26 protein-coding genes and 2 pseudogenes are annotated in these 25533 nt (G+C 72.5%); 12 read left to right on the top strand and 16 right to left on the bottom strand.

Features of this window, described 5'->3' with window-relative positions:
• Positions 1 to 162: 162 nt before the first annotated feature.
• A complete protein-coding gene (locus tag ACWD4B_RS21120; RefSeq protein WP_451422176.1) occupies positions 163 to 837 on the bottom strand; it encodes a pirin family protein in 675 nt (224 codons plus the stop codon).
• Positions 838 to 906: 69 nt separating this feature from the next.
• On the opposite strand from ACWD4B_RS21120, the gene ACWD4B_RS21115 reads away from it, so the two are divergent.
• From ACWD4B_RS21115 to fabF, 5 genes are all read left to right on the top strand, one after another.
• The gene (locus ACWD4B_RS21115) at positions 907 to 2100 is read left to right on the top strand and encodes a helix-turn-helix domain-containing protein (protein ID WP_336411910.1); all 1194 of its coding nucleotides are present in this window, start codon (positions 907 to 909) and stop codon (positions 2098 to 2100) included.
• 89 nt (positions 2101 to 2189) lie between these two features.
• Positions 2190 to 3149 carry an ACP S-malonyltransferase gene (locus ACWD4B_RS21110; protein WP_451422175.1) on the top strand — a complete coding sequence of 320 codons (960 nt, stop codon included), beginning with the start codon at positions 2190 to 2192 and terminating at the stop codon, positions 3147 to 3149.
• Positions 3146 to 4150, top strand: coding sequence for a beta-ketoacyl-ACP synthase 3 (locus tag ACWD4B_RS21105; protein WP_451422174.1), 1005 nt, complete (start codon positions 3146 to 3148; stop codon positions 4148 to 4150). The genes ACWD4B_RS21110 and ACWD4B_RS21105 overlap by 4 nt, the downstream gene beginning before the upstream one ends.
• Before the next feature lie 89 nt (positions 4151 to 4239).
• Positions 4240 to 4488, top strand: a complete 249-nt coding sequence (locus ACWD4B_RS21100) for an acyl carrier protein (protein WP_336411907.1) — start codon at positions 4240 to 4242, stop codon at positions 4486 to 4488.
• 65 nt (positions 4489 to 4553) lie between these two features.
• Complete coding sequence (gene fabF, locus ACWD4B_RS21095) at positions 4554 to 5816, top strand: beta-ketoacyl-ACP synthase II (protein ID WP_451422173.1); 1263 nt, start codon at positions 4554 to 4556, stop codon at positions 5814 to 5816.
• A gap of 60 nt (positions 5817 to 5876) precedes the next feature.
• Here the strand turns inward: fabF and ACWD4B_RS21090 are convergent, their stop codons facing one another.
• The 3 genes from ACWD4B_RS21090 to ACWD4B_RS21080 form a co-directional block, all read right to left on the bottom strand.
• Complete coding sequence (locus tag ACWD4B_RS21090) at positions 5877 to 7322, bottom strand: outer membrane protein assembly factor BamB family protein (RefSeq protein ID WP_451422172.1); 1446 nt, start codon at positions 7320 to 7322, stop codon at positions 5877 to 5879.
• Positions 7323 to 7332: 10 nt separating this feature from the next.
• A complete protein-coding gene (locus ACWD4B_RS21085) occupies positions 7333 to 8208 on the bottom strand; it encodes an NAD(P)-dependent oxidoreductase (protein WP_451422171.1) in 876 nt (291 codons plus the stop codon).
• Positions 8209 to 8283: 75 nt separating this feature from the next.
• The gene (locus tag ACWD4B_RS21080) at positions 8284 to 8778 is read right to left on the bottom strand and encodes a DUF3145 domain-containing protein (protein ID WP_336411903.1); all 495 of its coding nucleotides are present in this window, start codon (positions 8776 to 8778) and stop codon (positions 8284 to 8286) included.
• Positions 8779 to 9008: 230 nt separating this feature from the next.
• Here ACWD4B_RS21080 and ACWD4B_RS21075 point away from each other — a divergent pair, with 230 nt between their 5' ends.
• Positions 9009 to 9902, top strand: a complete 894-nt coding sequence (locus tag ACWD4B_RS21075; protein ID WP_451422170.1) for an SGNH/GDSL hydrolase family protein — start codon at positions 9009 to 9011, stop codon at positions 9900 to 9902.
• A gap of 43 nt (positions 9903 to 9945) precedes the next feature.
• On the opposite strand, the pseudogene ACWD4B_RS21070 reads toward ACWD4B_RS21075, so the two are convergent.
• The 4 genes and pseudogenes from ACWD4B_RS21070 to ACWD4B_RS21055 all read right to left on the bottom strand — a co-directional run.
• Positions 9946 to 10524 (bottom strand): annotated as a pseudogene (locus tag ACWD4B_RS21070) (fibronectin type III-like domain-contianing protein); the annotation flags it as partial.
• Positions 10525 to 10663: 139 nt separating this feature from the next.
• Entirely contained in the window at positions 10664 to 11293 is a 630-nt protein-coding gene (locus tag ACWD4B_RS21065) for an RNA-guided endonuclease InsQ/TnpB family protein (protein WP_451422169.1), read from the bottom strand.
• 222 nt (positions 11294 to 11515) lie between these two features.
• Positions 11516 to 12010: pseudogene (locus ACWD4B_RS21060) on the bottom strand (glycoside hydrolase family 3 N-terminal domain-containing protein); the annotation flags it as partial.
• A gap of 19 nt (positions 12011 to 12029) precedes the next feature.
• Complete coding sequence (locus ACWD4B_RS21055) at positions 12030 to 12932, bottom strand: NAD(P)-dependent oxidoreductase (RefSeq protein WP_451422168.1); 903 nt, start codon at positions 12930 to 12932, stop codon at positions 12030 to 12032.
• Between the two features lie 92 nt (positions 12933 to 13024).
• Here ACWD4B_RS21055 and ACWD4B_RS21050 point away from each other — a divergent pair, with 92 nt between their 5' ends.
• Entirely contained in the window at positions 13025 to 13627 is a 603-nt protein-coding gene (locus tag ACWD4B_RS21050) for a TetR/AcrR family transcriptional regulator (protein ID WP_451422167.1), read from the top strand.
• Between the two features lie 6 nt (positions 13628 to 13633).
• Here the strand turns inward: ACWD4B_RS21050 and ACWD4B_RS21045 are convergent, their stop codons facing one another.
• From ACWD4B_RS21045 to ACWD4B_RS21030, 4 genes are all read right to left on the bottom strand, one after another.
• Positions 13634 to 15082, bottom strand: a complete 1449-nt coding sequence (locus tag ACWD4B_RS21045) for an MFS transporter (RefSeq protein WP_451422166.1) — start codon at positions 15080 to 15082, stop codon at positions 13634 to 13636.
• Between the two features lie 64 nt (positions 15083 to 15146).
• Positions 15147 to 17144 carry a hypothetical protein gene (locus ACWD4B_RS21040; protein ID WP_451422165.1) on the bottom strand — a complete coding sequence of 666 codons (1998 nt, stop codon included), beginning with the start codon at positions 17142 to 17144 and terminating at the stop codon, positions 15147 to 15149.
• A 155-nt stretch (positions 17145 to 17299) separates the two neighbouring features.
• Complete coding sequence (locus ACWD4B_RS21035) at positions 17300 to 17884, bottom strand: lytic polysaccharide monooxygenase auxiliary activity family 9 protein (RefSeq protein WP_451422164.1); 585 nt, start codon at positions 17882 to 17884, stop codon at positions 17300 to 17302.
• A 147-nt stretch (positions 17885 to 18031) separates the two neighbouring features.
• Positions 18032 to 18796, bottom strand: coding sequence for an MgtC/SapB family protein (locus ACWD4B_RS21030; protein WP_451422163.1), 765 nt, complete (start codon positions 18794 to 18796; stop codon positions 18032 to 18034).
• Positions 18797 to 18887: 91 nt separating this feature from the next.
• Between ACWD4B_RS21030 and ACWD4B_RS21025 the strand changes: the two genes are divergently transcribed.
• Positions 18888 to 20168, top strand: a complete 1281-nt coding sequence (locus ACWD4B_RS21025) for a pyroglutamyl peptidase (protein WP_451422162.1) — start codon at positions 18888 to 18890, stop codon at positions 20166 to 20168.
• 7 nt (positions 20169 to 20175) lie between these two features.
• Positions 20176 to 20889: a carbon-nitrogen hydrolase family protein gene (locus tag ACWD4B_RS21020; RefSeq protein ID WP_451422161.1), complete on the top strand. Its 714-nt coding sequence runs from the start codon at positions 20176 to 20178 to the stop codon at positions 20887 to 20889.
• A 21-nt stretch (positions 20890 to 20910) separates the two neighbouring features.
• Here ACWD4B_RS21020 and ACWD4B_RS21015 read toward each other — a convergent pair whose 3' ends face one another.
• A complete protein-coding gene (locus tag ACWD4B_RS21015) occupies positions 20911 to 21339 on the bottom strand; it encodes an organic hydroperoxide resistance protein (RefSeq protein ID WP_451422160.1) in 429 nt (142 codons plus the stop codon).
• A gap of 39 nt (positions 21340 to 21378) precedes the next feature.
• Positions 21379 to 22395 carry an NADP-dependent oxidoreductase gene (locus ACWD4B_RS21010; RefSeq protein ID WP_451422159.1) on the bottom strand — a complete coding sequence of 339 codons (1017 nt, stop codon included), beginning with the start codon at positions 22393 to 22395 and terminating at the stop codon, positions 21379 to 21381.
• 85 nt (positions 22396 to 22480) lie between these two features.
• Between ACWD4B_RS21010 and ACWD4B_RS21005 the strand changes: the two genes are divergently transcribed.
• A complete protein-coding gene (locus ACWD4B_RS21005) occupies positions 22481 to 22927 on the top strand; it encodes a MarR family winged helix-turn-helix transcriptional regulator (protein ID WP_451422158.1) in 447 nt (148 codons plus the stop codon).
• A gap of 145 nt (positions 22928 to 23072) precedes the next feature.
• Here the strand turns inward: ACWD4B_RS21005 and ACWD4B_RS21000 are convergent, their stop codons facing one another.
• Complete coding sequence (locus ACWD4B_RS21000) at positions 23073 to 23591, bottom strand: isochorismatase family protein (RefSeq protein ID WP_451422157.1); 519 nt, start codon at positions 23589 to 23591, stop codon at positions 23073 to 23075.
• A 207-nt stretch (positions 23592 to 23798) separates the two neighbouring features.
• Between ACWD4B_RS21000 and ACWD4B_RS20995 the strand changes: the two genes are divergently transcribed.
• Together ACWD4B_RS20995 and ACWD4B_RS20990 are read left to right on the top strand one after the other, a co-directional pair.
• Positions 23799 to 24392: a hypothetical protein gene (locus tag ACWD4B_RS20995; RefSeq protein ID WP_451422156.1), complete on the top strand. Its 594-nt coding sequence runs from the start codon at positions 23799 to 23801 to the stop codon at positions 24390 to 24392.
• 75 nt (positions 24393 to 24467) lie between these two features.
• Positions 24468 to 25031, top strand: coding sequence for a class F sortase (locus tag ACWD4B_RS20990; RefSeq protein ID WP_451422155.1), 564 nt, complete (start codon positions 24468 to 24470; stop codon positions 25029 to 25031).
• Positions 25032 to 25052: 21 nt separating this feature from the next.
• Here ACWD4B_RS20990 and ACWD4B_RS20985 read toward each other — a convergent pair whose 3' ends face one another.
• Positions 25053 to 25478, bottom strand: coding sequence for an OsmC family protein (locus tag ACWD4B_RS20985; protein WP_451422154.1), 426 nt, complete (start codon positions 25476 to 25478; stop codon positions 25053 to 25055).
• Positions 25479 to 25533: the final 55 nt, after the last annotated feature.

Here is a 25533-nt window from a genome sequence, read left to right as displayed (position 1 = left end):
CCCGTCAGGGGCGCGGGGAACTGCGCGACCAGCCCCCACCGGCCCGCAGCCGACGCACCACCCCAGGGGTCCGGGGCGAAGCCCCGAGAACCTCGACTGCGAGAGCGTCGTGGCTGGTCGCGCAGTTCCCCGCGCCCCTGACAGGGCGCCGTGGCGCAGCCCTCACGGGAAGTGCGGCTCCGCGTGCATCTCCCACAGCAACAACTCCGCGCCGCCCTCGGCGGCAACCGCATCCAGCTCCTCCGCATCGGAGACCCGCGCCGCATCCCCCTCCCGCAGCGTCGTGCCCGAGAGGTGCACGACGCCCCGCACCACGTGCACATACAGCCACTGCGGCCCGGGCAGCGCCGTCCGCTCCCCCGGGGCCAGGCGCCGCACGTGCAGCACGGCCTCGGCCCGGCCCAGCGCGTACGGCGCCCCGCCGCCGGCGCCCCGCACCACCTCGTAGAAGGGCTCGCCGCCCGAGTCGGACGGGGTCAGCCACATCTGCACGAACCGCAGCGGGGCCGCGCCCTCGTTGCGCTCGGAGTGGTGGACCCCCTCCCCCGCGCTCAGCCGCTGCAGGTCCCCGGGGCGTACGACCTCCACGTGACCCGTGGAATCCTCATGGGTGAGTTCGCCCTCCACCACCCAGGTGACGATCTCCACGTCCCGGTGCGGATGGGCCGCGAAGCCCGCGCCCGGTGCCAGCCGCTCCTCGTTGCAGGCGGCGAGGGGGCCGAAGCGCACGTTGTCGGGGTCGTAGAAGCCGGAGAACGAGAAGGCGTGCCAGGTCTCGATCCCGGCGTCGGGGTCGCCGCCCCGGAAGCGTTCCGCAGCCCGCTGCACATACGTCACAGCCCCACCGTAGCCCCGCCGTGCCCCCGGCAGCCCCGGACCCGACCCGGATAAGGCAGGCTTGTCCCCGTGCCTGAACCAGTCGCTGACACCCCGCCCCCGGAGCATCCGCACACCGCCACCCTGCGCCGTCTGGAGCAGTCGTCCGGAACGCTTGCCGCTGCGGCCATCGCCCGGATGGACGCCCAGCTGCCGTGGTACCGGGCGATGCCGCCGGAGAACCGCTCGTGGATCGGCCTGGTCGCCCAGGCCGGCATCGCGGCCTTCACGGAGTGGTTCCGGCATCCGGAGACCCCGCAGGCGATCAGCACCGACGTCTTCGGCACCGCGCCGCGCGAGCTGACCCGGGCGATCACGCTGCGCCAGACCGTGGAGATGGTGCGCACCACCATCGAGGTCATGGAGGCGGCCATCGACGAGGTGGCCGCGCCGGGCGACGAGTCGGCGCTGCGCGAGGCGCTGCTGGTCTACGCCCGCGAGATCGCCTTCGCCACCGCCCAGGTCTACGCCCAGGCCGCCGAGGCACGCGGCGCCTGGGACGCCCGGCTGGAGTCGCTGGTGGTCAACGCCGTGCTGTCGGGCGAGGCCGACGAGGGCGCGCTGTCCCGGGCCGCGGCGCTCGGCTGGAACTCGCCCTCGCACGTGTCCGTGGTGCTGGGCACGGCGCCGAACGGGGACAGCGAGCTGACGGTCGAGGCGATCCGCCGGGCCGCCCGGCACGCCAAGGTCCAGGTGCTGACGGGGGTGCTCGGCGACCGCCTGGTGGTGATCGTCGGCGGCTCGGAGAACCCGCTGCAGACGGCGAAGTCGCTGATCGGCCCGTTCGCCCCGGGGCCCGTCGTGGCAGGTCCGGTGGTGTCCGACCTGCTGGCCGCGACCAAGTCCGCGCAGGCGGCGGCGTCCGGCCTCAAGGCGTGTGCGGCCTGGCAGGACGCGCCCCGGCCGGTGCTGGCCGACGACCTGCTGCCGGAGCGGGCGATGGCCGGGGATCCGGCGGCGCGCGAGCAGCTGGTGGAGGAGATCTACAGACCGCTGGAGGAGGCGGGCTCGGCGCTGCTGGAGACGCTCAGCGTCTACCTGGAGCAGGCGAGCAGCCTGGAGGGCGCGGCCAGGATGTTGTTCGTCCACCCCAACACCGTGCGATACCGCCTCCGACGTGTGACGGACGTCACCGGATGGTCACCGTCCGACGTCCGCTCCGCCTTCACGCTGCGGATCGCACTGATCCTCGGACGTCTGGCCGACGCGGAGTCACAGCCGTAGGCTTTTGTTGAACGTCAACAATTCCCCCGACGGTTATTCGTCCCTGTCCCCACGGGTGGGCGATGCCGTCCCCGAGAGAGAGTGTGAGGGTGCTCGTACTCGTCGCTCCCGGCCAGGGCGCTCAGACGCCCGGCTTCCTGACCCCCTGGCTCGACCTCCCCGGCGTGGCAGACCGCCTGCAGGAGTGGTCGGCCGCCATCGACCTGGACCTGCTCCACTACGGCACGAACGCCGACGCGGACGAGATCCGCGACACCGCCGTGGCCCAGCCGCTGCTGGTCGCGGCCGCCCTGGTCTCCGCAGGGCAGCTCTTCCCCACGGCGGAGGACTTCTCCCGCCTGGTGGGTGCCGCCGCCGGCCACAGCGTCGGTGAGCTCGCCGCCGCCGCGCTGACCGGCGTGCTGCCGGACGAGGCCGCCATGCGGCTGGTCCGCACCCGCGGCCTGGCCATGGCCGAGGCCGCCGCCGTCACCGAGACCGGCATGTCCGCGCTGCTCGGCGGCGACCCGGAGGCCGTCGTCCCGCACCTGGAGAAGCTCGGCCTGACCCCCGCGAACGTCAACGGCGCGGGCCAGATCGTGGCGGCCGGCACCATGGAGCAGCTGGCCGCGCTCGCCGAGGACAAGCCCGAGGGCACCCGCAAGGTCGTCGCCCTGAAGGTGGCCGGCGCGTTCCACACGCACCACATGGCCCCGGCGGTGTCGGCCCTGGAGGCCGCCATCCAGGAGCTCTCCCCGGCGGACCCCCGCACCCGTTACGTCTCCAACAAGGACGGCCGCGTCGTCACCGGCGGCCGGGAGGTCGTGCAGCGGCTGGTCGGCCAGGTGGCCAACCCGGTCCGCTGGGACCTGTGCATGGAGACCTTCAAGGAGCTGGGTGTCACGGCCCTGATCGAGGTGGCCCCCGGCGGCACCCTCGTGGGCCTGGCCAAGCGCGCCCTGCCGGGCGTCGCGACCCTCGCGCTCAAGACCCCGGACGACCTCGACGCCGCCCGTGCCCTGATCGCCGAGCACGCCGCCCCGGCCGACGAAGGAGTCCGAGAAGCATGACCGCGAAGATCAAGCCCGCGAAGGGCGCCGCCTACGCGCGCATCATGGGCGTCGGCGGCTACCGCCCGGTCCGGGTGGTGCCGAACGAGGAGATCCTCAAGCGCATCGACTCCTCCGACGAGTGGATCCGGTCGCGCTCGGGCATCGCCACCCGGCACTGGGCCGGCCCGGAGGAGACCGTGGCCGCCATGTCCGTGGAGGCGGCCGGCAAGGCGATCGCCGACGCGGGGATCGACCCCTCGCAGATCGGTGCCGTCCTCGTCTCGACGGTCTCGCACTTCAAGCAGACCCCGGCCATCGCCACCGAGATCGCCCACCGGATCGGTGCGGGCAAGCCCGCCGCGTTCGACATCTCGGCCGGCTGCGCCGGCTTCGGCTACGGCCTGGCCATGGCCAAGGGCCTGGTCATCGAGGGCTCGGCGGAGTACGTCCTGGTCATCGGTGTCGAGCGGCTCTCGGACCTGACGGACCTGGACGACCGTTCCACCGCCTTCCTGTTCGGCGACGGCGCGGGCGCCGTGGTCGTCGGCCCGTCCGAGGAGCCCGCCATGGGCCCGACGGTCTGGGGCTCGGAGGGCGACAAGGCCGACACCATCAGGCAGACCCTGGCCTGGGACGTGTACCGCGAGGAGACGGACGTCCGGTTCCCCGCGATCACCCAGGAGGGTCAGGCGGTGTTCCGCTGGGCCGTCTTCGAAATGGCGAAGATCGCCCAGCAGGCCCTGGACGAGGCCGGGATCAGCGCCGAGGACCTGGACGTCTTCATCCCGCACCAGGCGAACATGCGGATCATCGACTCGATGGTCAAGACCCTCAAGCTGCCCGAGAACGTGGTGGTCGCCCGGGACGTGGAGACCACCGGCAACACCTCGGCGGCGTCCATCCCGCTGGCCATGGAGCGCCTGCTGGCGACCGGGGCCGCCAAGAGCGGGGACACCGCGCTACTGATCGGTTTCGGGGCGGGTCTCGCGTACGCCGCGACGGTCGTTACCCTCCCCTAGGCGAGATCCGGCCCCCGGGCCCTCTCCCGCAGAGCAGTTCCCTTAATCCAGTTCCACCGCACACCGCATTGCATAGAAGGAGCGCCACCATGGCCCACACCCAGGAGCAGATCCTCGAGGGTCTCGCCGAGATCGTCAACGAGATCGCCGGCATCCCGGTCGAGGACGTCCAGCTGGACAAGTCCTTCACCGACGACCTGGACGTCGACTCGCTCTCCATGGTCGAGGTCGTCGTCGCCGCCGAGGAGCGCTTCGACGTCAAGATCCCGGACGAGGACGTCAAGAACCTGAAGACCGTCGGTGACGCTGCCGGCTACATCCTGAAGCACCAGGCCTGATCCAGCGTTCGTCGCCACCCCGGCGGTGGCGTTCCAGCACCTCTACACGTGGAGACAGAATCCCTGTGAACTCGACCAATCGCACCGTGGTCGTCACCGGTATCGGCGCAACCACACCGCTGGGTGGCGACAGCGCATCGACCTGGGAAGGGCTGCTCGCCGGACGTTCCGGCGTCAAGGCCCTGGAAGGCGAGCGGTTCGCCGAACTGCCCGTCCGGATCGCCGCTCCCGCGGCGGTCGACCCCGAGGACGTCCTCCCCCGTCCCCTCGCCCGCAAGCTGGACCGCTCGGCGCAGCTCGCGCTGATCGCGGCCCGCGAGGCATGGGCGGACGCGGGGTACACGGCGAAGGCCGGCGAGGACACCGCGATCGCCCCCGAGCGGCTGGGCACGGTCATCGCCTCCGGCATCGGCGGCGTGCACACCCTGCTCGACCAGTACGACGTGCTCAAGGAGAAGGGCGCCCGCCGCGTCTCCCCGCACACCGTGCCGATGCTCATGCCCAACAGCCCGTCCGCGAACGTCGGCCTGGAGGTGAACGCCCAGGCGGGCGTGCACACCCCGGTCAGCGCCTGCGCGTCCGGCGCCGAGGCCATCGGCTACGCCGTCGAGATGATCCGCACCGGCCGTGCCGACGTGGTCGTCGCGGGCGGCACCGAGGCGGCCATCCACCCGCTGCCCGTCGCGGCCTTCGCCAGCATGATGGCGATGTCCAAGAACAACGACCACCCCCAGCAGGCCTCCCGCCCGTACGACAAGGACCGTGACGGCTTCGTCCTCGGCGAGGGCGCCGGCGTCGTGATCCTGGAGTCGGCCGAGCACGCCGCGCAGCGCGGTGCCCGGGTCTACTGCGAGGTGCTGGGCCAGGGCCTGTCCGCGGACAGCCACCACATCGCCCAGCCGGAGCCCACGGGCCGCGGCATCGCCGCCGCGCTGCAGAACCTGCTGGACTCCAGCGACCTCAAGCCGTCGGAGGTCGTGCACCTCAACGCGCACGCCACGTCCACCCCGCAGGGCGACCTCGCGGAGATCAAGGCGCTGCGCAAGGTCCTCGGCGACGACCTCGACCACGTCGCGGTCTCCGCGACCAAGTCGATGACGGGCCACCTGCTGGGCGGCGCGGGCGGCGTGGAGACGGTCGCCACCGTGCTGGCCCTGTACCACCGCCTGGCCCCGCCGACCATCAACGTCGACGCGCTCGACGAGGAGATCGACGCGGACGTCGTCCGCAACGAGCCGCGCCCCCTCCCGGAGGGCCCGATCGCCGCGATCAACAACTCCTTCGGCTTCGGCGGCCACAACGTGGTGCTGGCACTGCGTTCCGTCTGACGGAACCGAACCCCCGTGAGGCCCGGGCGGGCTGACGTTGCGTCAGCCCGCCCGGGCCTTTTACCGCCGCGCCCCCAGCGCGGGCGGATAGTCCCCCGTCAGCGACCGGTTGGCGATCACATACCCGTGCGGGTCGGGGAACAGCTCGACGGACCACGGCCCGACGAGCGAGTCCTCGCCCGTCAACGGCTCGATCCCGCCGGCCGGTTGCCCCGTCCGCATGTCCAGCGGCCGCACCGTCCCGTCCCCGCCCCCGTTCCGGGTCAGCACCGCCAGCCGCCCGTCGGGCCGCAGGGCGAGCGCGCTCACCTCGTCGTCGAAGTGCCGCGTCCACACCTGGTGCCCGTCGGCCAGGGCGTACGCGCCGACCGTGCGCGGGGCGGGATTCCAGTCCGGCGACACAGCGGTGACGAGGACGTCCCCGACGATCGCGGCCCGCGTCACGGGCCGTGCCGCGAAGCCGATGTAGTCCCGCGGGAGCGCCAGCGGGATCGCCGCCCGGCCGCGCCCCGCACCGTCGAACGGCAGCACCTTGCCGTCCACCGCGACGACGGCGGGCTCGGCGGACAGCACGTGGACCTCCTTGCCGGACGGCAGTGCGCCGCTCCAACTCTCCTTCCCCGTCCGGGCGTCCAGGGAGACCAGCCGCAAGGCATCGGTGCCGCACCGGTCGACAACCAGCGCCCGCGCCGCCGACGCACCGACTGCCGCGGCCCGGCACCCCTCCGGCTCCGGCCGCTTCCACCGCTCCGCGCCGTCACCGGCGGCGAGGCCGCGCACGGCCCCGTTCTCCGCGACCACGGCCGTCCCGTCGGCCAGCGCGATCCGTGCGTCCGCCGCCTTGATGACCGCCGGGTCCGCGTCCGTCGTGCGCTGCCAGACCGGCCGCCCGTCGGAGAGGTTCACCAACGCAACGGTGTCGCACGGCTTCAGGTAGCCGCCGAAGGCCACCAGTCCGGTGCCCCCGCTCGTCCGGTCGCTCATCGCGCACACGGACTCGCCCCCGGGCGCGGGCCGTTGCCAGCGCTGCGAGCCGTCGCGGGTGGCGTAGGCGGTGAGGGCGTTGCTGCGGACCTGGACGAGCGTGCTGCCGACGGCCCAGTTGCCGAGGGCCTCCGCGGTGTCCGGCCGGTCGCGGCCGGCGGACCACTGCAGGTCCAGCCGTCCGCCGGTCAGACCGTCGTAGAGCAGCCAGCCGGGCAGCAGGCCGACGAGCAGCCCCGCCGGGGCGAGGACGCCCCACACCTGCCGCCTCGGCCAGCCGCCTTTGCCGATGGCCCAGTTGACCGCGGCGAACAGGGCGAGGACGCCGCCGATGACGAAGAGGAACGCCAGACCCGTCCGGATCCCGGCCCCGGTCGGGCAGGCGCCGCCGGCGCAGCGCCCGCTGCCGGCGTAGTTGCGGACGACGAAGAGTACGGCCCAGCCGACGACGGCCCCGGCCAGCGCCACCATGACCGCTTTGGCCACGCGTATGCGGCTTTCTGCTTCCCCCGAAGTGTTCACGGGGGTGAATCTAGTCCTCGAAACTGGCGAAGTAAGAGGCGGCCATGTCCTCGTCCCCGTGCCCCTGTTCCGTGGCGCGGCGGAACCGCTCGGCGCCGGCCGCGGCCACGTCCAGGCGCACCCCGGCGGCCTCGCCGGCCGCGACGATCAGGCGGGCGTCCTTCTCGGCCGTGACGGTCGAGAAGCTGGGCGGGGTGAGCCTGCCGTCGAGCAGGATGCCCGCCTTGGCGCGCAGGTAGCCCATGTCGAGCGGGCCGCCCTCCAGGGCGTCGAGGAAGCCCTGCGGGTCCACGCCGAGCCCCTTGGCCAGGGCGAGCGCCTCGGCGGTGCCGTGGGTGACGGTCAGGACCCAGCTGTTGAGGACGAGCTTGAGCCGGCTGGCCGCGCCGCCGGCGGCGTCCTCGCCGACCCAGAGCGTGCGGGCGCCGATGGCGTCGAAGACGGGGGCGAGCGTGCCGCGCACCGATGCGGGCCCCGAGGCCAGCACGGTCAGCGTGCCCTGCTCGGCGGGCTGCTTGCTGCCCAGGACCGGGGAGTCGACGAGGACGAGGCCGTGTTCGCGGGCGAAGGCGGCGAGGGCGTCCAGCCCGTCGATCCCGGCGGTGGTGGTCTGGGCCCACACCGTGCCGGGGCCCAGCCCCGGTGCGGCGGCGCGCATGACGTCGAGCGCGGCGGGTCCGTCGTGGAGCATGGTGAGGACGACGCCGGCGCCGCGGACGGCCTCGGCGGGACTGCCGACGACGGTCACGCCGTCGGCGGCGAGCGGCTCGGCCTTGTCGCGGGAGCGGTTCCAGGCGCGCACGTCCAGCCCGGCCCGAGCGAGATTGCGGGCCATGGGCCCGCCCATGATGCCGGTACCGAGCACGGCGACGGTGATCTGAGTCATGCCCCAGACGCTAGGCGCTGGAGTGCACTCCGACGCAAGACCGCGCCGCGCAACGCGCCCCGCAGGGGCGAGGCCTCACACCACCTGGTGCAGCCACCTCACCGGCGCCCCCTCACCGGCATGGCGAAACGGCTCCAACTCGTCGTCCCACGGCTTCCCCAGCAGCTTGGCGATCTCCGCGTCGAGCTCCGTCTCGCCCCGCCCGGCCCGCGCCAGCGCGGCCCGCAGCCGGTCCTCGGGGACGAGGATGTCGCCGTGGATGCCGGTCACTGCGTGGAAGATGCCCAGTTCGGGGGTGGAGCTGTAGCGCTCGCCCTCGGCGGTGGCGCAGGGTTCCGCGGTGACCTCGAAGCGCAGCAGGTGCCAGCCGCGCAGGGCGGAGGCGAGCTTGGAGGCGGTGCCGGCCTGGCCCTGCCAGGAGAGTTCGGTGCGCCAGGTGCCGGGGGCGGCGGGCTGCCGGATCCAGTCGAGCGTGACGCGCACGCCGAGGACGCCCGCGACGGCCCATTCGACGTGCGGGCACAGCGCGCGGGGTGCGGAGTGCACATACAGGACTCCACGTGTCGTCACCGGGACCTCCAGTGCGGTTCGCTCGCGAGGTTACCAACAGTAAACACCATCGGGAGCAAATCTCCTGAAAAGGGGCAGAATGTGACGTGTTGTGACTCGGTACTGCAAGAGGGCGAACATCCCGGACACGCCGGCCACCCGCTCGGGGGAAAAGCTATCGTGCGCGCCCCACTCCCGGGTGACGTACCGTCGGTCCCGGACAGATATCACCCGGCCGGAGGGGAACGACCATGCCGCCCACCTGGGGCCGAAGCCGATCCATGGCCCGGCGGGCGGCCGCGGCCGCCGCCTGCGCGGCCCTGCTGCTGCCCGCCCTCGCGGGCTGCGACAGCGGCGGGAGCGAGGAGAAGAGCAGCCGCGCCTCGGCGAAGCCCGAACCGAGCCCCCGCCCGGTCTGGAACACCCGCCCCGCGTCGATCGCCTCGCTCGGCGACTCCATCACGCGCGGCTTCGACGCCTGCTCGGTGCTGGCCGACTGCCCCGAGGTCTCCTGGGCCACCGGCACCCAGGTCGACAGCCTGGCCCGGCGGCTGCTGGCCTCCCCGGAGACCAGCAGCTGGAACTTCGCGAAGACCGGTGCCCGGGCGGCCGACCTGCCCCGCCAGATGCAGGCCGCGATCGCGCAGAAGCCGGAGCTCGTCACCGTGCTGATCGGTGCGAACGACGCCTGCCGGCCCGGCGTGGAGGACATGACCTCCGCCGATCAGTTCCGTGTCCACGTCGAGACGGCGGTGAAGGAACTGCGGCGTTCCCTGCCCAAGAGCCAGCTGTACATGGCCGGGATCCCGGACCTGAAGCGGCTGTGGGCGGAGGGGCGCAAGGATCCGCTCGGCAAGCAGGTGTGGAAGCTCGCCTCGGTGTGCCCGTCGATGCTCCACGACGCCGACGCCCAGGACGCGGCCTCCGACGAGCGGCGCGCCCAGGTCGACCAGCGCGTCGGGGAGTACAACGCCGTCATGAAGGACGTGTGCAGCCGCGACGAGCTCTGCCGCTACGACGACTCGGTGCACGGCTACGCCTTCACCGGCGAGCAGCTCAGCCAGTGGGACTGGTTCCACCCCAGCCGGCAGGGCCAGCAGACGCTGGCGGACATGGCCTACAAGGCCGTCACGGCCAAGCAGTGAAGAAGAGGGGCGGGGCCTGTCAGGTCGGCCCCGCCCCCGTCCGTCAGCGCACCCGCCACGGTGCGCTCAGGCGGCGGTCGGCGATGCTGCGGCCCGCCTCGACCGTGCAAGCGCCGGGGATGCGCCGCCAGGCGGACGTCCCCTCGTCCCACACCGCGAAGGCACGGGGGTCCAGCGCGACCACCGCCTCCGCCGTGCCGCCCGGCTCCGCCTCCACCGAGGCGAAGCCGGCCAGGCGCAGGGCCGGGCGTTCCACCCCGCCGTCCGGTGCGTCGCACGGGACGGCGAGATAGATCTGGACCACCTCACGGCCCGGGCGGCCGCCGACGTTGCGGACGCGTACGGTGGCGCGGACGTCCGTACCCTCGCTGCCTTCGCCTCGGACGTCCAACGCCTCGTACGACCAGTCGGTGTAGCCCAGGCCGTGGCCGAAGGCGTACGCGGGAGCCGTGTGCGCCTTCTGCCATGCACGGTAGCCGATGAACACTCCCTCTTCATAAGCCAGTTCACCCTTGTCGGGGACAACGCGCGTGACGGGGGCGTCCGCGAGGGCCGCGGGCCAGGTGGTGGGCAGCCGGCCGCCCGGCTCGTGGGTGCCGAGCAGCACGTCGGCGAGGGCCGCTCGTGCAGGGAGTGGGCGGGGATCCTGTTGTCGACCGTCAACTTCTCGGCCCTGAAGGCCGAGCTTGTTGGCTCGGTCGGTGGGGCGTTGATTGCAAGTGGAGCGCGGCTGGCTGTCGCGTGGTCCCCTGCGTCCTGTCCTACCGTGCGGTAGGGCTGGGGCGGTTGACTGCGCCCCGCTGCCACGCGGTTTCGCCGCGGTGGGCGATGTTGCGGGAGCCGTTGTGGTCCGCGTGCATGACCGCTCCGCAGGAGCGGCAGGCGAACCGTGCCTGGGTGATCCGGTTGGTGCGGTGGGTGTGCTTGCACTCGGAGCACTGGCGGGAGGTGTTGCGGGGGTCGACGAAGACCACCGGTACACCCGCCCGCCGGGCCTTGTACACGATGAATGCACCGAGCTGGGCGAACGCCCACGAGTTCAGCCGGGACCGCTGGTCTTTCCTGGCCGTGACCCTCTGCCGGATGCCGCCCAGGTCTTCCAGGGCGATCCCGCGCGAGGTGCGTTCAGCGGTCGCAACAAGCTGTTTGGCGATGATGTGGTTGGTGTTGGCGGCGTGCCGGGCTTCCCGGCGGCGGAGGCGCTTCAAGACACGCTTGGCGGACTTGGTGCGCTTCTTCTGGAGCTTGGCCCGCAGGTCGCGGTGGCGTCGGCGGTACCGGTTCAGGCGGTGTCCGGCGAATACGGTGCCGTCGCTGGTGGTGGCGATGTTGACGATGCCCAAATCCACGCCGAGAAACCCGCCCGGCTCGTACGGCTCAGGCTCCGGCACCTCGATGGTGGCCTGGCGCGCAAGGTCGCCGCCAGCGCATCCGCGTCATGAGCGGACACAGGCAACAACTTCACCTGCGCGATAATCTTCACGCAGAACACGCTAGAGATTTCACGGGAGTTGAACAACCTGAGGCCAAGCATTCCGAAGCGATGCCGCGGCGCAAGGCTCAGGAGCCGATTCCTCCCGGGGCTGAAGCCCCGGGCCGCCCCGGCAGAATCCGGTGAAACGGTCGGTCTCGGCGTCGTTGGCCGTGAAGTGCTTGACGGTCGCGGCGACGCCGCCGTCCTGGACGCCGCGGACGTAGGCGGTGCCGATCTCGCCGGTCATGTACGGGTCCTCGCTGTACGCCTCGAAGTGGCGGCCGCCGAGCGGGGAGCGGTGGAGGTTGACGGTCGGCGCGAGGAGCACGTGCACGCCCTTGCGCCGGGCCTCCCCGGCCAGCACCCGGCCCGCGCGGCGGGCCAGTTCCGGCGACCAGGCGGCGGCGAGGGCGGTGGGGCTGGGGAGGGCGAGGGAGGGGTTGTCGGCGGTCCAGCGGGTGCCGCGGACGCCGACGGGCCCGTCGGACATCGCCAGGGAGCGCAGCCCGGCCGCCGGGACGGCGGGCAGGGGCCACAGGTCCTGCCCGGCGAGAAGCCGGGCCTTGGTATCGAGGTCGAGGGAGCGGAGGGCAGATTCGATGACGTCTTCGTTACGGTCGTCGCCATGCGTCATGAGGTCATCGTGACGCGGGTCAGCCGGAGTTGCTCCCCTTGAAGACCTCGATCAGGCTGGTGAAGCTGTCGCCGGGGCGGCCGGCGGCGAGGCCGCGCCGGAAGACGTCCCGCACGGCGGCGGGGAGCGCGGCGTCGATCCCGGAGTCCCGGGTGGTGCGGACGATGTGGTCGACGCCCGCCGCGCACATGGCGAGCCTGTCGACGTCGCCGGGGTGCTCGCCCTTGTCGATCCGCGGCGAGTAGAACGCGAGGAACCCGGGGAGCGAGGCCACGGTGGAGGTGGCGTAGGGCAGGAACTCCCCGGCGGAGATGCCGTTCGCATCGGCGACGGCGAGGGCGTGGAGCCAACTCGTCATGGAGGCCCAGAAGATGTCCATCTGGAGCTGGTAGTACAGCGCCGCCAGGCCCGGGTCCTCGCCGCGGTAGTCGGTGGCGGTCAGCACCTGCAGGGTGGCCGCGTGGGCCTCGAAGACCTCCTCGGGGCCGCTGTAAAAGGTCGCGGACTCCTCCGGCCTGCCGATGCCGGAGGGCGCGACCTGGACCCCGCCGGTGAGGTGCCGGGCGCCGTGCCCGTCCGCCCACGCGGCCGCCTCGCGGGCCTTCGCGGGCGTGTCCGAGCTGAGGTTGACGAGGACGCGGCCGGCGAGGGCGGACGTGACGGGTTCCAGGACGGCGTACATCGCGTCGTAGTCGGTGAGACTGAGGACCACCAACTCGTTGGCGGCCAGGGCCTCTTCGACGGTTGCGGCGCGGGTGGCGCCCTCCGCCGCCAGCTCCTCGGCGCGGGCGGCGGTCCGGTTCCACACGGTCACAGGGTGACCGTGTGCCAGGAAGGCGCGTGCCATGGCCTGCCCCATGGGGCCGAGGCCGATGACGGTGACGGACTGCTTGTTCGTGCTGCTGTTGCTCGCGGTGCTCACGAAGACCCCCTCTAGAACGAACGCTCTATCCAGGAAAGAAGCTAGCACACCCCTAGAACGAACGCTCTACTCAATTCCGCTAGGCTGACGCCGTGAAGACGAACGCAGAGCAGGAGGACACCGCCCTCAGCACCCGCGAGCGGGTGGTCCGCGCCGCCTCGCATCTGATGCAGCGCCAGGGATACGACGGCACCGGCATCAAGCAGATCGCCCAGGAAGCCGGCGCCACGCTCGGCTCCGTCTATCACTTCTTCCCGGGCGGGAAGCAGGAACTGGCCGTCGCGGCCGTGCGCTACGGCGACGTGGAGTTCGCGGACATCCTGCGCGAGGTGCTGCACAGCAACGAGGACCCGGCACAGGCGGTCATCGCCTGCACACGGGTCCTCGCGGAGGGGCTGCGCGCGTCCGACTGGACCGACGGCTGCCCCGTCACGGCCGCCGCCCTCGGCTCGGCCGGCCGCGCCCCCGGCATCCAACAGGCCGCGGCCGAAGCGTTCGCCAACTGGCGGGACATCGCGGCGGAGGCGCTGCACCGCGCGGGCGTCGGCGAGGCCGACGCCCGCGACCTGGGATGGACGGTCATCAACACGCTGGAGGGCGCGGAGTTCGCTGCACAGGCGTCACAGAGCGACGAGCCGCTGCGGATCGCCGGGGAGCACCTGGCGCGGCTGATCAGGTCGTACCGGGCGACCTGACGCCGGTCAGGCGGAGTTGCCCCTTCCGAGGAGGGCGGCGGCGAGGACGGACGTGCCGAGCAGCACGCCCACCACGCACCAGAGAGCGACCGAGAAGCCGTGGACCGTGGCCTCGGCCGGGGTGCCCGCGAAGGCGGCGGCGCTCGTGGCGGCGACGGTGTTGAGGACGGAGGTGCCGATGGCGCCGCCCATCTGCATGGACGTGCTCACCATGGCCGAGGTGACCCCGGCGTCCCGGGGCTCTACGCCGGCGGTGGCGGTGGCCATGGCCGTCATGTTGACGGCGCCCATGCCCAGGCCGGTGAGGACGAGGCCGGGGAGCACCCCGGTCGTGTACGAGGAGTCGACCCGGATCTGGGCCAGGACGCACATCCCCGCGGCGGCCAGCAGCAGCCCCGGCACCACGATCAGCCGCGGCGGGACGCGCGGTGCCAGGCGGGCGGCGATCTGGGTGGAGCTCAGGATCATGCAGGCGGTCAGGGGAAGGAAGGCGAGGCCGGTCCGGACCGCCGAGAAGCCGAGGACGACCTGCAGGTAGTAGGTCATGAAGAGGAACAGGCCGAACATGGCGACCGGCGCGAGCCCGGCCGTGAGGAACGCCCCGGCCCGGCGGCGGTGCAGCACGATCCGCAGCGGCAGCAGCGGTTCGGGGATCCGGGCCTGCCGGACGACGAACGCGACGAGCAGGACGGCACCGCCGAGGAAGAGACCGAGCACCGCGCCGTCCCGCCAGCCGCGCGACTCGGCCTCGGCGGCGCCGTACACGACCGCGGCCATGCCGCCGGCACCGAGTGCGGCCCCGGCCACGTCGAGTCGGCCCCGGCCGGCGCCCGGGACGGCCGGCTCGTCCAGCACCGTCAACGCCCCGGCCAGCACGAGGAGGACGACCGGCACGCCGACGTACATGCACCAGCGCCAGTCCAGGTACTCGGTGAGCATGCCGCCCGCTATCAGCCCGCACGCCGAGCCCGCACCGGCGATGGCGCCGAAGACGCCGAACGCCTTGCCGCGCTCCTTCGGGTCGGTGAACGTCGTGGTCAGCAGCGACATCGCGGCGGGCGTGAGCAGCGCGGCGCACGCGCCCTGCAGGGCGCGCCCCGCGAACAGCATGCCGGGCGCGGTGGCGGCACCGCCGACGGCGGAGGCCAGGCCGAAGCCGGCCACCCCCGCGACGAACGCGCGCTTGCGGCCGAGGAGATCGGCGATCCGGCCGCCGAGAAGGAGCAGCCCGCCGTAGGCGAGGGAGTAGGAGGTGATGGCCCACTGCCTGCTGCCGTCGCCCATGTGCAGGGCCTTCTGCGCGGAGGGGAGGGCGATGTTGACGACGGTGCCGTCGAGGAGGATGAGCAGTTGGGCCAGCCCGAGAACGGCCAGGCCCCACCAGCGCCTTGAGGACGAGGGCGGGGCCTGCTGCGCCGTGACGGCGGTTGCGGATGTGGTGGTTGCGCGGGTCATGACGGGAACCGTAGGACCTCAACATTGCTTGAGGTCAAGGACGGACCGTCATGCGTGCTGCGCCTCAGGCCCCGCCCATGGCCTTGGCCGCGGCCTGGGCCGCTTCGGCGGCGCTGATGCCGATGCCGGCCGTCTCGGCCGCCTTGGCCGCGGCTGCGGCCGTCTCGGCGTCGCCGGCCTGGTGGGCGAGCTGAGCGGCGTCGTGCGCGATGGCGTCCGTCGCGCCGGAGTTCGTGCCGGGGACGTAGCTGGTGGTGCCGTCGCTGTGGCCGTAGGCCGTGTTGGGCGGGGTGTTGAAGTTGTTGCCGTCGATGACGTGGCCGCGGTTGCCGTTGATGGTGAGGCTGCCCCCGTCCCCGCGCTGGGCGTGGGCCCCGTCCATGTTGCCGCTCCAGCTGTTGCCGGTCGCGATGTGACCCTCGCCGCTGTGGTCGATGGTGCCGGTGGTCTGGCTGTGCACCGGTCCGTGGTCGGCGTTGCCGGCGGTGACGTGACCGTGGCCGTTGTGGTGGATGTCGACGTTCACGGAGCCGTCGGTGTTGTCGCCGACGCTGACGTTGCCCCGGCCGTTGTGGGTGACGTTGCCGGTGACGTCGCCGTTCCGGTTGTTGCCGACGTTCACGTCGCCCTGGCCGTTGTGCGTGACGGTGCCGTCGCCCCGGCCGCTGGTCGTCACGTCACCCCGGCCGTTGTGGGTGACGTCGCCCGTGCCGTTGTGGGTCACGTTGCCGGTGCCGTGGTGGGTGACATCGCCGTTGCCGTTGTGGATGACGTCGCCGTTGCCGTGGTGGACGACGTTGCCGTCGCCGTTGTGCGTGACGGTGCCGTCGCCGTGGTAGTGGACGTCGCCGTTGCCGTCCTGGGTATGGCCGTTGGAGCCGTGCTGGGTGTTGCCGGTGCTGCCCTGCTGGCCGTGGTTCCCGCCGTCGTGCTGGGTGTTGCTCCCGTGGCCCCCATGACCCCCGTGGCTGCCGATGCCGGCCCCGACAGCACCGACACCCGCGGCGACGGAGCCGGCCCCGACGCCGACTCCGGCGTCGACGCCGGCTTCTCCCGCGCCGACACCTGCCGCTCCGGTGCCGACGGCGCTGCCCGCGTCGGTGACGCCGTCGCCGTGCGCACCGTTGCCGTGGGGGTTCTTCGCTCCCTGCGAGTCGTTGCCGCCGTGCCCGTTCTTCCCGCCCTTCGCACCGTCGCCCTCGTGCGTGGTCGTGCTGCCGTGCGGGTCGTTACCACCGGGGTCACTACCACCGGCGGTCTTCGAACCCTGCGAGCCGTTACCGCCGTGCGGGGTCTTGCCGCCCTTCGGCTCGTTCACACCCTGGGAAGTCGTGCTGCCGTGCGGGTCGTTACCGCCCGGGTCACTGCCACCGGCGGTCTTCGAACCCTGCGAGCCCTTGCCACTGTGCCCGCTCTTCCCGCCCTTCGCACCGTCGCCCTCGTGCGTGGTCGTGCTGCCGTGCGGGTCGTTACCACCCGGATCGCTGCCACCCGTGGTCTCCGACCCCTGCGAGCCGTTGCCACCGTGGGTGGTCCTCGTGCCGTGCGGCTCGTGGCCCCCGTGGACGGTCTTGCCGCCCTGCGCGTCGGTTCCGCTGTGGGGGCCCTCCGTGACCTGCGGCTCCTTGCCGCCGTGGGTGGTCTTGCCGGTGTGGCCGCCTTCGGCCCGGCCGTCGTTCGAGCTGCCGTCGCCGAGCCGCTGCCCCTGGCCGGGGAAGCGGCTGCCCTGCGAGCTGCCGCTCTCCGTGCCGTGGGAGCCCTGGCCGGCGTGGTGGCTGCCGGAGTCGCCGTTGGCCTCGTGGTGGCCGTTCGCCGACTGCCCCCTGCCGGAGAAGGGGCGGAACCCCTCCTCGCTGCTGCCGCTGGCACCGCCCCGGCTGCCGGAGTGCTCGTGTTCACTGCCGGGCTCCACCACCTGGGTGCCCGAGCCGCGACCGCCGGATCCGTGAGGGGCGGTGTGCTGGCCCGCTGCCTGCGCCTGGGCGACGCCGAGGCCGCCGACGGCCGTCGCGGCCATCGCCGCCGTGACGAAGGCATGCTTGGCGTGACGCTTGATGTTCATGACGTGCGACTTTCCGTTCAGGGCGCCGGAACCCCGCAGGGTTCCGGCTGACTTGCCGGAAGCCAACTACGCCGATGTTGGCAAAGGGTTGCAGAAAGATGGAACGACGGGAAACGGCAGGCGATGGCCAAGATCGCCTGCCGTCCGCCTCCCGCCTACGTGACGAAGTCGACGTCGATGACCTGATAGAACGCGTTGCCCGTGTCGGCGACCTCCCACACGGCGAGGATCACCTGGTACCCGTGCCGCTCGGGCAGGGTGACGGTGTGCCGCGTCGGGCTCTCCGGCCTGAGGCCGTCGCACGTCCAGTAGGGCCGGCAGGCGAGCTGGACCTGGTGGAACGGCTTGTCCTCGAACTGCGCCCGGGACAGCGGGGCGTTCGGGCTCCAGTCGGCTCTGGTGATGAAGTAGTTCCAGCGCCGGGTTCTGTGCGTCTCGGTGAACCGCCAGACGAATTCCTGCGTCCCGCCGGAGGTCACCGGCGTCTTGAACCAGTCCGTGTGCGGCTCGTCGAGGAGCGCCGAGTGGGGACGCCCGGCGCTGGCGAGCTCCCCGTCCTCGGGCGGGATCCGGTTGGGGGTGTCGTCGGGGGCGTAGGGGTCGGGCAGCCCGCCCTTGCTCTGCGGGAAGAACTTGCCGGCTTCCAGGTCGTTGGCGCGCCAGTCGTTGAGGTAGATCGCGGCTCGTGACCGCGGTTCGATGACCAGACCGTGGCGGGGCGTCCCGCCGTAGTTGCTCATGACATCTCCTCGCGAGGGATCGCAGGGCATTGATCGCTGATCGCTGATCGCCGGTGACCTGCCCAACTCCCCTTCCTTTAAATGGACATGGAGGACTCTTTACCCAATGGGGTGAATAGTGCGCCCGGCAGCCGGTCTCACCCCTGCCTACTCCGTCCGGTCCCGCTCCGCCCGCAGGCCGACGCCCAGGATGCCCTCCCAGTCGGTGAGTTCCTCCACCAGCGGGTGCGTGGGCCCCTTGCCCTCCAGCGACAGGACCACGCCCGCCTCCTTGACCTTGCCGTGGCCGTTCCGGTCGTGGCACTCGGCGTCGATCTGGACGTCCGTGACCTGGAAGCCGTTCCTGGTGCACAGCTCCAGGACCCGGCCCAGCAGGCCGCGGCGGGTCCGGTAGGACAGCCGCAGCTCGACGCGCTGGGCCACCGGGGCGCTCGTCGCCAGGCGGCGGGTCACCAGGGGGAAGCCGCGCACCACCAGGAAGTGGACGAGGGTCGCGGCGGCGCCGAGGAGCGGCAGTCCGCCGCCGCAGGACATGCCGACGGCGCAGGTCAGCCAGATCGTGGCGGCCGTGGTCAGGCCGCGTACCGCGTCGCGGCGGACGAAGATGAGGCCGCCGCCGATGAAGCCGATGCCGGAGACGATCTGTGCGGCGACCCGCGAGGGGTCCACGCTGTAGCCGTCGAGGCCGACCACGGAGCCGAAGCCGTGGATGGAGACCTCCATGAACAGCGCGCTGCCCACGCCGACGAGGGTGTGCGTGCGCAGCCCCGCGCTCTTCTGATGTAACTCGCGTTCCAGGCCGATCAGCGAGGACAGCAGAAGCGCTATCGACAACTCGGTGAACTGACGGGCCCCTTGGCCGGTGCCGAGGACGAAGAGCGGGGCGGGGCCGTGCGCGACTATGGGGAGCATGGCGTCGATTGTGGCCGGAAATCCACTGGCCGAAAAGGGGTGTTGGCCACCCTCTACCATCCATGCGCTCCCAGTGGTTTCCTCCTGCACCATGAGACTCACTGGGAAAACCGCGATCGCCCTGCTGGCCTGCGCCCCGCTGACCCTGTCCGCACTGTCCACGCTGTCCGTCCCGGCCGCCGCCGCGCAGCGGACCCCCGTCCCGCCCACCGTCGAGGAACAGCGCCTCGACGGCCCGGTCCCGCAGGAGATCCTGCGCCGCAGCGGCTTCGACGACGTCGCGCCCTCCTTCGCCCGCGCCCTCGCGCGCACCCGCAGCACCGCCCAGGCGGAACGCCTCGCCGTCACCGACGGCCGGCGGCTGTGGCGCCGGGCCACGGACCGCGTCCAGGGCCGCGGCCCGGCCCGCGGCGACCTGAGCCGGGACGACGACCGCCCGCTGTACTGGGCGCGGCTGGGGATGACGCGCGCGCTGCGCGAGTGGCGGCCGGCGTTCCCGCTGCCGGAGCGGGAACGGAACGTGCTGATAGGGAAGGTCGAGCGCGGCTCGCGCGGCCAGGACTCGATCGACCTGCCGGCGGGTCGGTCCATGAAGCGCGTGCTGATCACGGGCTTCGACCCGTTCCAGCTCGACGCGGACGTGCGCCGCTCGAACCCGTCGGGCGCGGCGGCCCTGGCCCTGGACGGCACGACCGTCGACACCCCGTCCGGGCCCGCCCGCATCGAGGCGGCCCTCTTCCCCGTGCGCTGGGACGACTTCGCGGCCGGGGTCGTGGAGCGGACCCTGCTCCCGTACTTCCGCCCGGGCCCGCACCGGGTGGACTGGTTCACCACGATCAGCCAGGGCCGTCCGGGCCGCTTCGACGTGGAGCGCACCAACGGCGCGTGGCGCGGCGGCTATCCGGACAACGTCCGCGTCTCCCGCACGGAGACGGTCCCCGTCCCTCCCGGCGTGCCGACCGTGCACCCGCAGCCGCAGTGGACGTCCACCACGCTCCCGTACGCGGCGATCACGGCGGCGCGGACGGGCCCGTTCCCCGTCTACGACCACACGGCCGTGACCGAGATCCCGGCCGGGGGAACGGCCCCCGTCGACCGTCCGGACGGCCCGACGCCGGGGTCGGCGGCCCGCGCGGGCGGTGGCGGCGACTACCTCTCGAACGAGATCGCCTACCGGGCGACGCTGCTGCGGGACGCGCTGCACCTGCGGGTGCCAGGCGGCCATCTGCACACGCCGGTGCTGGAGTTCGGGAAGGACAACACGGACAAGGTGACCGATCCCGACTTCGTCCGGAACCGGACAGCGATCACGGCCCAGGTGAGGGAGGTCATCAGGGCGGGTCTGGCAGCGGCGAACCCGCCTCGGTCATGATGGGCGGATGATCATAGCTGCAGCGCAGTTCACGGCCCGGCCGTGCGACGTGGAAGCCAATGCGGCCCGGATGGCCTCCTTCGTGACGGAGGCCGCGGAGCAGGGCGCTTCGCTGGTCGTCTTCGGGGAACTGGCCGTCACGGGGTACGAACTGGAGGCGGTCGCCGCCGACCCCGAGCGGCTGACCCTGGGCCCGGACGACCCGCGGCTCGCGCCGGTGCGGGAGGCGTGCCGGGCCGCAGGGGTCGCGGCGGTCGTCAACTGCCCTGGCCCGGGCCTCACGATCAGCTCGTACGTGTACGGGCCGGACGGCGCGCTCCTGGCGCACTACGACAAGCAGCACGTGACCGAAACCGAGCTCGCGGCCGGCTTCGCGCCGGGGGCGAAGGACGGCCGGTTCGTCCTGGACGGCGTCCGGTTCGGCCTGGCGATCTGCTACGACGCCCATTTCCCGGACCTGGCCGAGCGGGCCGCGGCCGACAAGTGCACGGTGCTGCTGGCGAGTTCGCTCTACGGGCAGCGGGGCCCCGCGGAGCGGATGACGGTCTTCCCGGCGCTGGCCAAGGACAACGGCCTGTCCGTCCTGCTGGCCAACCACACAGGCCCCGCGGGCCCGTACGAGGCGTGCGGGCTCAGCGGGGTGTGGGGGCCGGACGGGACGATCCTGGCGGAACTGGGGGCCGGGGAGGGGCTGGTGCGGGCGGAGCTTCCGCTGCCCTGAACCGCCCCTCCCCCGCGGCGCCTAGCGAACCGCCAGCGACACCTCGATGTTGCCCCGCGTCGCGTTCGAGTACGGGCACACCTGGTGCGCCTTCTCGACCAGGGCGAGGGCCGTGGCACCGTCCACGTTCGGGATGTGCGCCGAGATGGCCACCTTCAGGCCGAAGCCGCCGTCCGGCGTCTTGCCGATGCCGACCTCGGCCGTGACGGTCGAGCCGGAGATGTCGGCCTTCTCCTGACGGGCCACGACGCCCAGCGCGCCCTGGAAGCACGCGCTGTAGCCGGCGGCGAACAGCTGCTCCGGGTTGGTGCCGCTGCCGCTGCCGCCGAGCTCCTTCGGCGGGTTGACGACGACGTCGAGCTTGCCGTCGTCGCTGGCGACACGGCCGTCGCGGCCGTTCTCGGCGGTGGCGACGGCGGTGTAGGCGACGTCAACGGGCTGAACAGACATAACAGAAACCTTTCTTGGAACCGGAGTCCGGCTCAGAGCTCAGAGACTGACGATCATCTTGCCGGTGTTGTCACCGCGCAGCAGGCCGAGGAAGGCGTCGCCCATGTTCTCGATGCCCTCGACGACCGTCGCCCGGGTCGTGAGCTCGCCGGAGCGCACCCAGCCGCCGACCTCCTTGAAGAACTGCGGGCGCAGCGCGTCGTGGTCGGAGACGATCATGCCCTGCAGGCGCAGCCGCTTGCCGATGACCTGGACGAGGTTGCGCGGGCCGGGGGCCGCCTCCGTGTCGTTGTACTGGGAGATCGCGCCGCACAGCACGGCGCGGCCGTGCTGGTTCAGGACGGAGATCGCGGCCTCGAGGTGCTCGCCGCCGACATTGTCGAAGTAGACGTCGATGCCGCCGGGGGCGGCCGCCTTCAGCTGCTCCAGGACCGGGCCGTCCTTGTAGTTGAAGGCCGCGTCGAAGCCGAGCTCCTCGGTGAGGTAGCGGACCTTCTCCGCCGAGCCGGCGCTGCCGATCACCCGCGAGGCGCCCTTGAGCTTCGCGATCTGGCCGACCATGCTGCCGACCGCGCCGGCCGCGCCGGAGACGAAGACGACGTCGCCCTCCTTGAACGAGCCGACCTCCAGCAGGCCCGCGTAGGCGGTCATGCCGGGCATGCCCATCACGCCCAGGTAGGTGGCGAGCGGGGCGGCCTCCCCGTCGACCTTGACGGCGCGGTGCGCGTCGACCAGCGCGTACTCGCGCCAGCCGAGGCCGTGCAGCACGTGGTCACCGGGCGCGAAGCCGTCGGCACGGGAGGCGACGACCTCGCCGACCGCGCCGCCGTCCATGGGGCGGTCGAGCTGGAAGGGCGGAACGTACGACTTGGTGTCGTTCATCCGGCCGCGCATGTACGGGTCGACCGAGAGGTGCAGGTTGCGGACGACGATCTGGCCCTCGCCGGGCTCGGGTACCGTCGTCTCGCGCAGGGCGAAGTCCTCGGGCTTCGGCCAGCCCTGCGGGCGGGCGACGAGGTGCCATTCACGGCTGGTGGCGGGCAGTGCGGACGACATGGACGAGCCTCCTAAAGCTTCACTTCCTGAAACAACCATGCTCCTCGATATTTCATGTTGTCAAGCAAAGGAGTAGCCTGTCCCCATGACGCGCCACAGCCACGACTCCACCGCCCCCGCCGACGCCCTCACCGTCGAGGTGGTCGAACTCATCGGGACGGTCGTGGCGCGGTACCACGAGGAGTACGAGCACGCCGCCGCCCAGCACTCGCTGACCGGCGCCCAGGCCCGCGTCCTGGCCCTGCTCTCGCGCGAGCCGCTGCCCATGCGGCGGATCGCCCAGCAGCTGAAGTGCGAGCCGTCCAACGTCACCGGCATCGTGGACCGGCTGGAGGCCCGCGGCCTGGTGGAGCGGCGGCCCGACCCCGACGACCGCCGCGTGAAGCTCGCCGCCGTCACGGAGGAGGGGCGCGCGACCGCGGCACGACTGCGGGCGTCGTTGCACTTCGCGCGCGAGCCGTTGGCCGAGCTGTCCGCTGCCGAGCGGGCGTCCCTGCGGGACCTGCTGAAGCGGATGCTGGGCGCCCCGTAAGGGGCGCGGGGAACTGCGCGAGCAACCACGACGCGCCCGCAGTCGACTCCTCGGGGCTTCGCCCCGGACCCACCGGGTGGTGCGTCGGCTGCAGGCCGTCGGTGGCCGATCGCGCAGTTCCCCGCGCCCCTTACGGGGCGCCCGGCTACGGGGCGCCCATGGTCAGCGTCGCCGTGGCGGCCACCGTGCCCAGCCTCGGCATGTCCAGCGTCACCGACGCCCGGTGCTCCTCCGCCGTCATCGCGCTCATCGCGTCCTCGACGAAGACCAGCTCGTAGCCGTGGTCGGCCGCGGCCCGCGCCGTCGACTCCACGCCGAGGTTGGTGGCGATCCCGGCGAGGACCAGGGTGCGCACGCCCAGCCCGCGCAGCCGGTCGTCCAGGCCGGTGCCGTGGAAGGCGCCGACCGTCCGCTTCACGATCTCGATGTCGCCCGGCTCGGCGACCCCGGGGAGCAGCCCGCTGCCGGGCGGCTGTTCGGGCACGCCGGGCCGCTCGACCCGCACGGCCACCACCGGCGCCCCCGCCTTGCGGAACGCACGCGCCAACTCCATCGCCCTTCCGGCCACTTCGTCACCGCTGTGCGGGGCGAGGGGCAACGCCACGATGCGTTCCATGAGGTCGACGAGGACGAGGGCAGAGCGCTGGGGGTCGATTTCCGTCATGGCCAGACCGTACCCGCCGGGCACCCGGCCCGGGCGGCCTCCCGGCCAGCTCCCGGCCGACGGCAGGTAAAGGTTGCGCGAAACGGCATGCGCACGAGGGGACTTCAGGCTCCTTGCCCCACAACTCCCGGATCCTTGGGGATCCTTACGATTCCGGTCACCGGGTCCGACCGGATCGGGTACCAGGGGGGCTGGTGGTGCGCCACCATGAACCCCATGAGCACAGTCCCCGAGCCCTTCGGCCCGCTGGAGTTCCAGCTCGTCCTGCTGCGCCGGATGGCCGACCACCAGCCGGAACTGGTCGAGGACGCCCTGCGCGAGCTGGGCGTCGACCGGTCCGCGATGCGCGAGGCCAACCGCCGCTGGCAGGCCATGCTGCACTCCCCCCGGCGCCGCGCGGCCGGCCCCCGCTACCGCTCCGTGCTCGGCCCGCCCGAGAGCGTGGCCACGCGCACCGTCGGCGACCTCGCCTTCGAGGCCCTGACCTGGCCGGTGCCGCTCTGGCCCGACCTGCGCTTCGAGGTGCTGGCCGCGCCCGGCGGCGCGGTCTGGAACGAGTGGCTGGTCCGCGCCCCGGCCTCGCGCGGCCCCGCCCTGCGCACGGCTCTCGACCTGCGGCCCTGGTCGTGCACGGTGGACGAGGTGGCCCGAGCCTTCGCCCCGGCCCGCCCGATGGAGGGCACGGCCCCCACCCGCTGGCGGCTGTCCTTCATGGCGCGGGACGAGGACGACGCGGCCGGGGCGGAGCGGGAGTACGTGGCCGAGTTCACCTGGGGGCTGTTCCAGCGGCTCGTCCCGTAGCTCGTTCTTTAGACGGAGCCGAAGATGGCCGAACGCCCGAGGCGGACGGACCCGGCCGCTCCCTACGGTGAGGCCATGTCCCGCACACGACTCTCCCCCCTCGCCCTGCTGCTGGTGCTGCCGGTGCTGCTGCTGGCCGGCTGTTCGCTGGGCGGCGGTACGGACAAGGCGATCGGCGGCCCGGCGCGGGACGAGGAGCCGTCGCGGGTCTCCATACCGTCCATCGGCGTGGACAGCCCGCTGATGCGGCTGGGTCTGAACAAGGACGAGACCGTGCAGGTCCCGCCGCCCGAGAAGGGCATGACCGCCGGCTGGTACACCGGCAGCGTCGTGCCCGGCGACGCCGGGGCGTCCGTGATCATCGGGCACAACGCCACCCGCAACGGCAAGGCCGTCTTCCACGACCTGAAGAAGGTCGGCAAGGGCACGGTCATCGATGTGCAGCGCGGCGACGGCCAAGTGCTGCACTTCACCGTCACCGACACGGAGACCGTCCGGAAGGACGCCTTCCCCACCCGGAAGGTCTACGGCGGCACGAGCGAGAAGGCGCTGCGCCTGGTCACCTGCGCGGGCGATCTGGACACCGACGGGCACCCCGTGGACAACCTCATCGTCTACGCATCCCTGCAAGCCGCCTAGCGCCCGAAGGGGCCGGGCCCGCTACGCCAGCTCGGCCGACAGCGTGATCGTCGTCCCGGCGAGGGCCTGGCTCACCGGGCAGTTCTTCTTGGCCTCCTCCGCCGCGGCGGCGAAGCCCTCCTCGTCCAGGCCCGGCACCTCGCCGCGCACGGTGAGGTGGATGCCCGTGATGCCCTCGCCCGGCTGGAAGGTGACCTCCGCCTTGGTCTCCAGACGGGTGGGCGGGGTGCCCGCGCCCGCCAGGCCGTGCGAGAGGGCCATGGAGAAGCAGCTGGAGTGGGCCCCGGCGATCAACTCCTCAGGGCTCGTCTTGCCGTTGGCCTGCTCGGACCGCGACGGCCAGGACACCGGCTGGTCGGCGATGCCGGACGAGTCGAAGCTGACGACACCGCTGCCCTTGAGCAGGTCGCCGGTCCAGACGGTGTGCGCAATGCGGTTCGTTGCCATGCCGGTTCCTTCCAGAGGACGTCTCTTGTCGGTCGTATCGTGCCGCATCGTGCCC

It is taken from the genome of Streptomyces sp. NPDC002536 (assembly GCF_053594995.1).
Note: the sequence above shows the minus strand (reverse complement) of the source record. Positions and strands in the feature narration are given on the sequence as shown.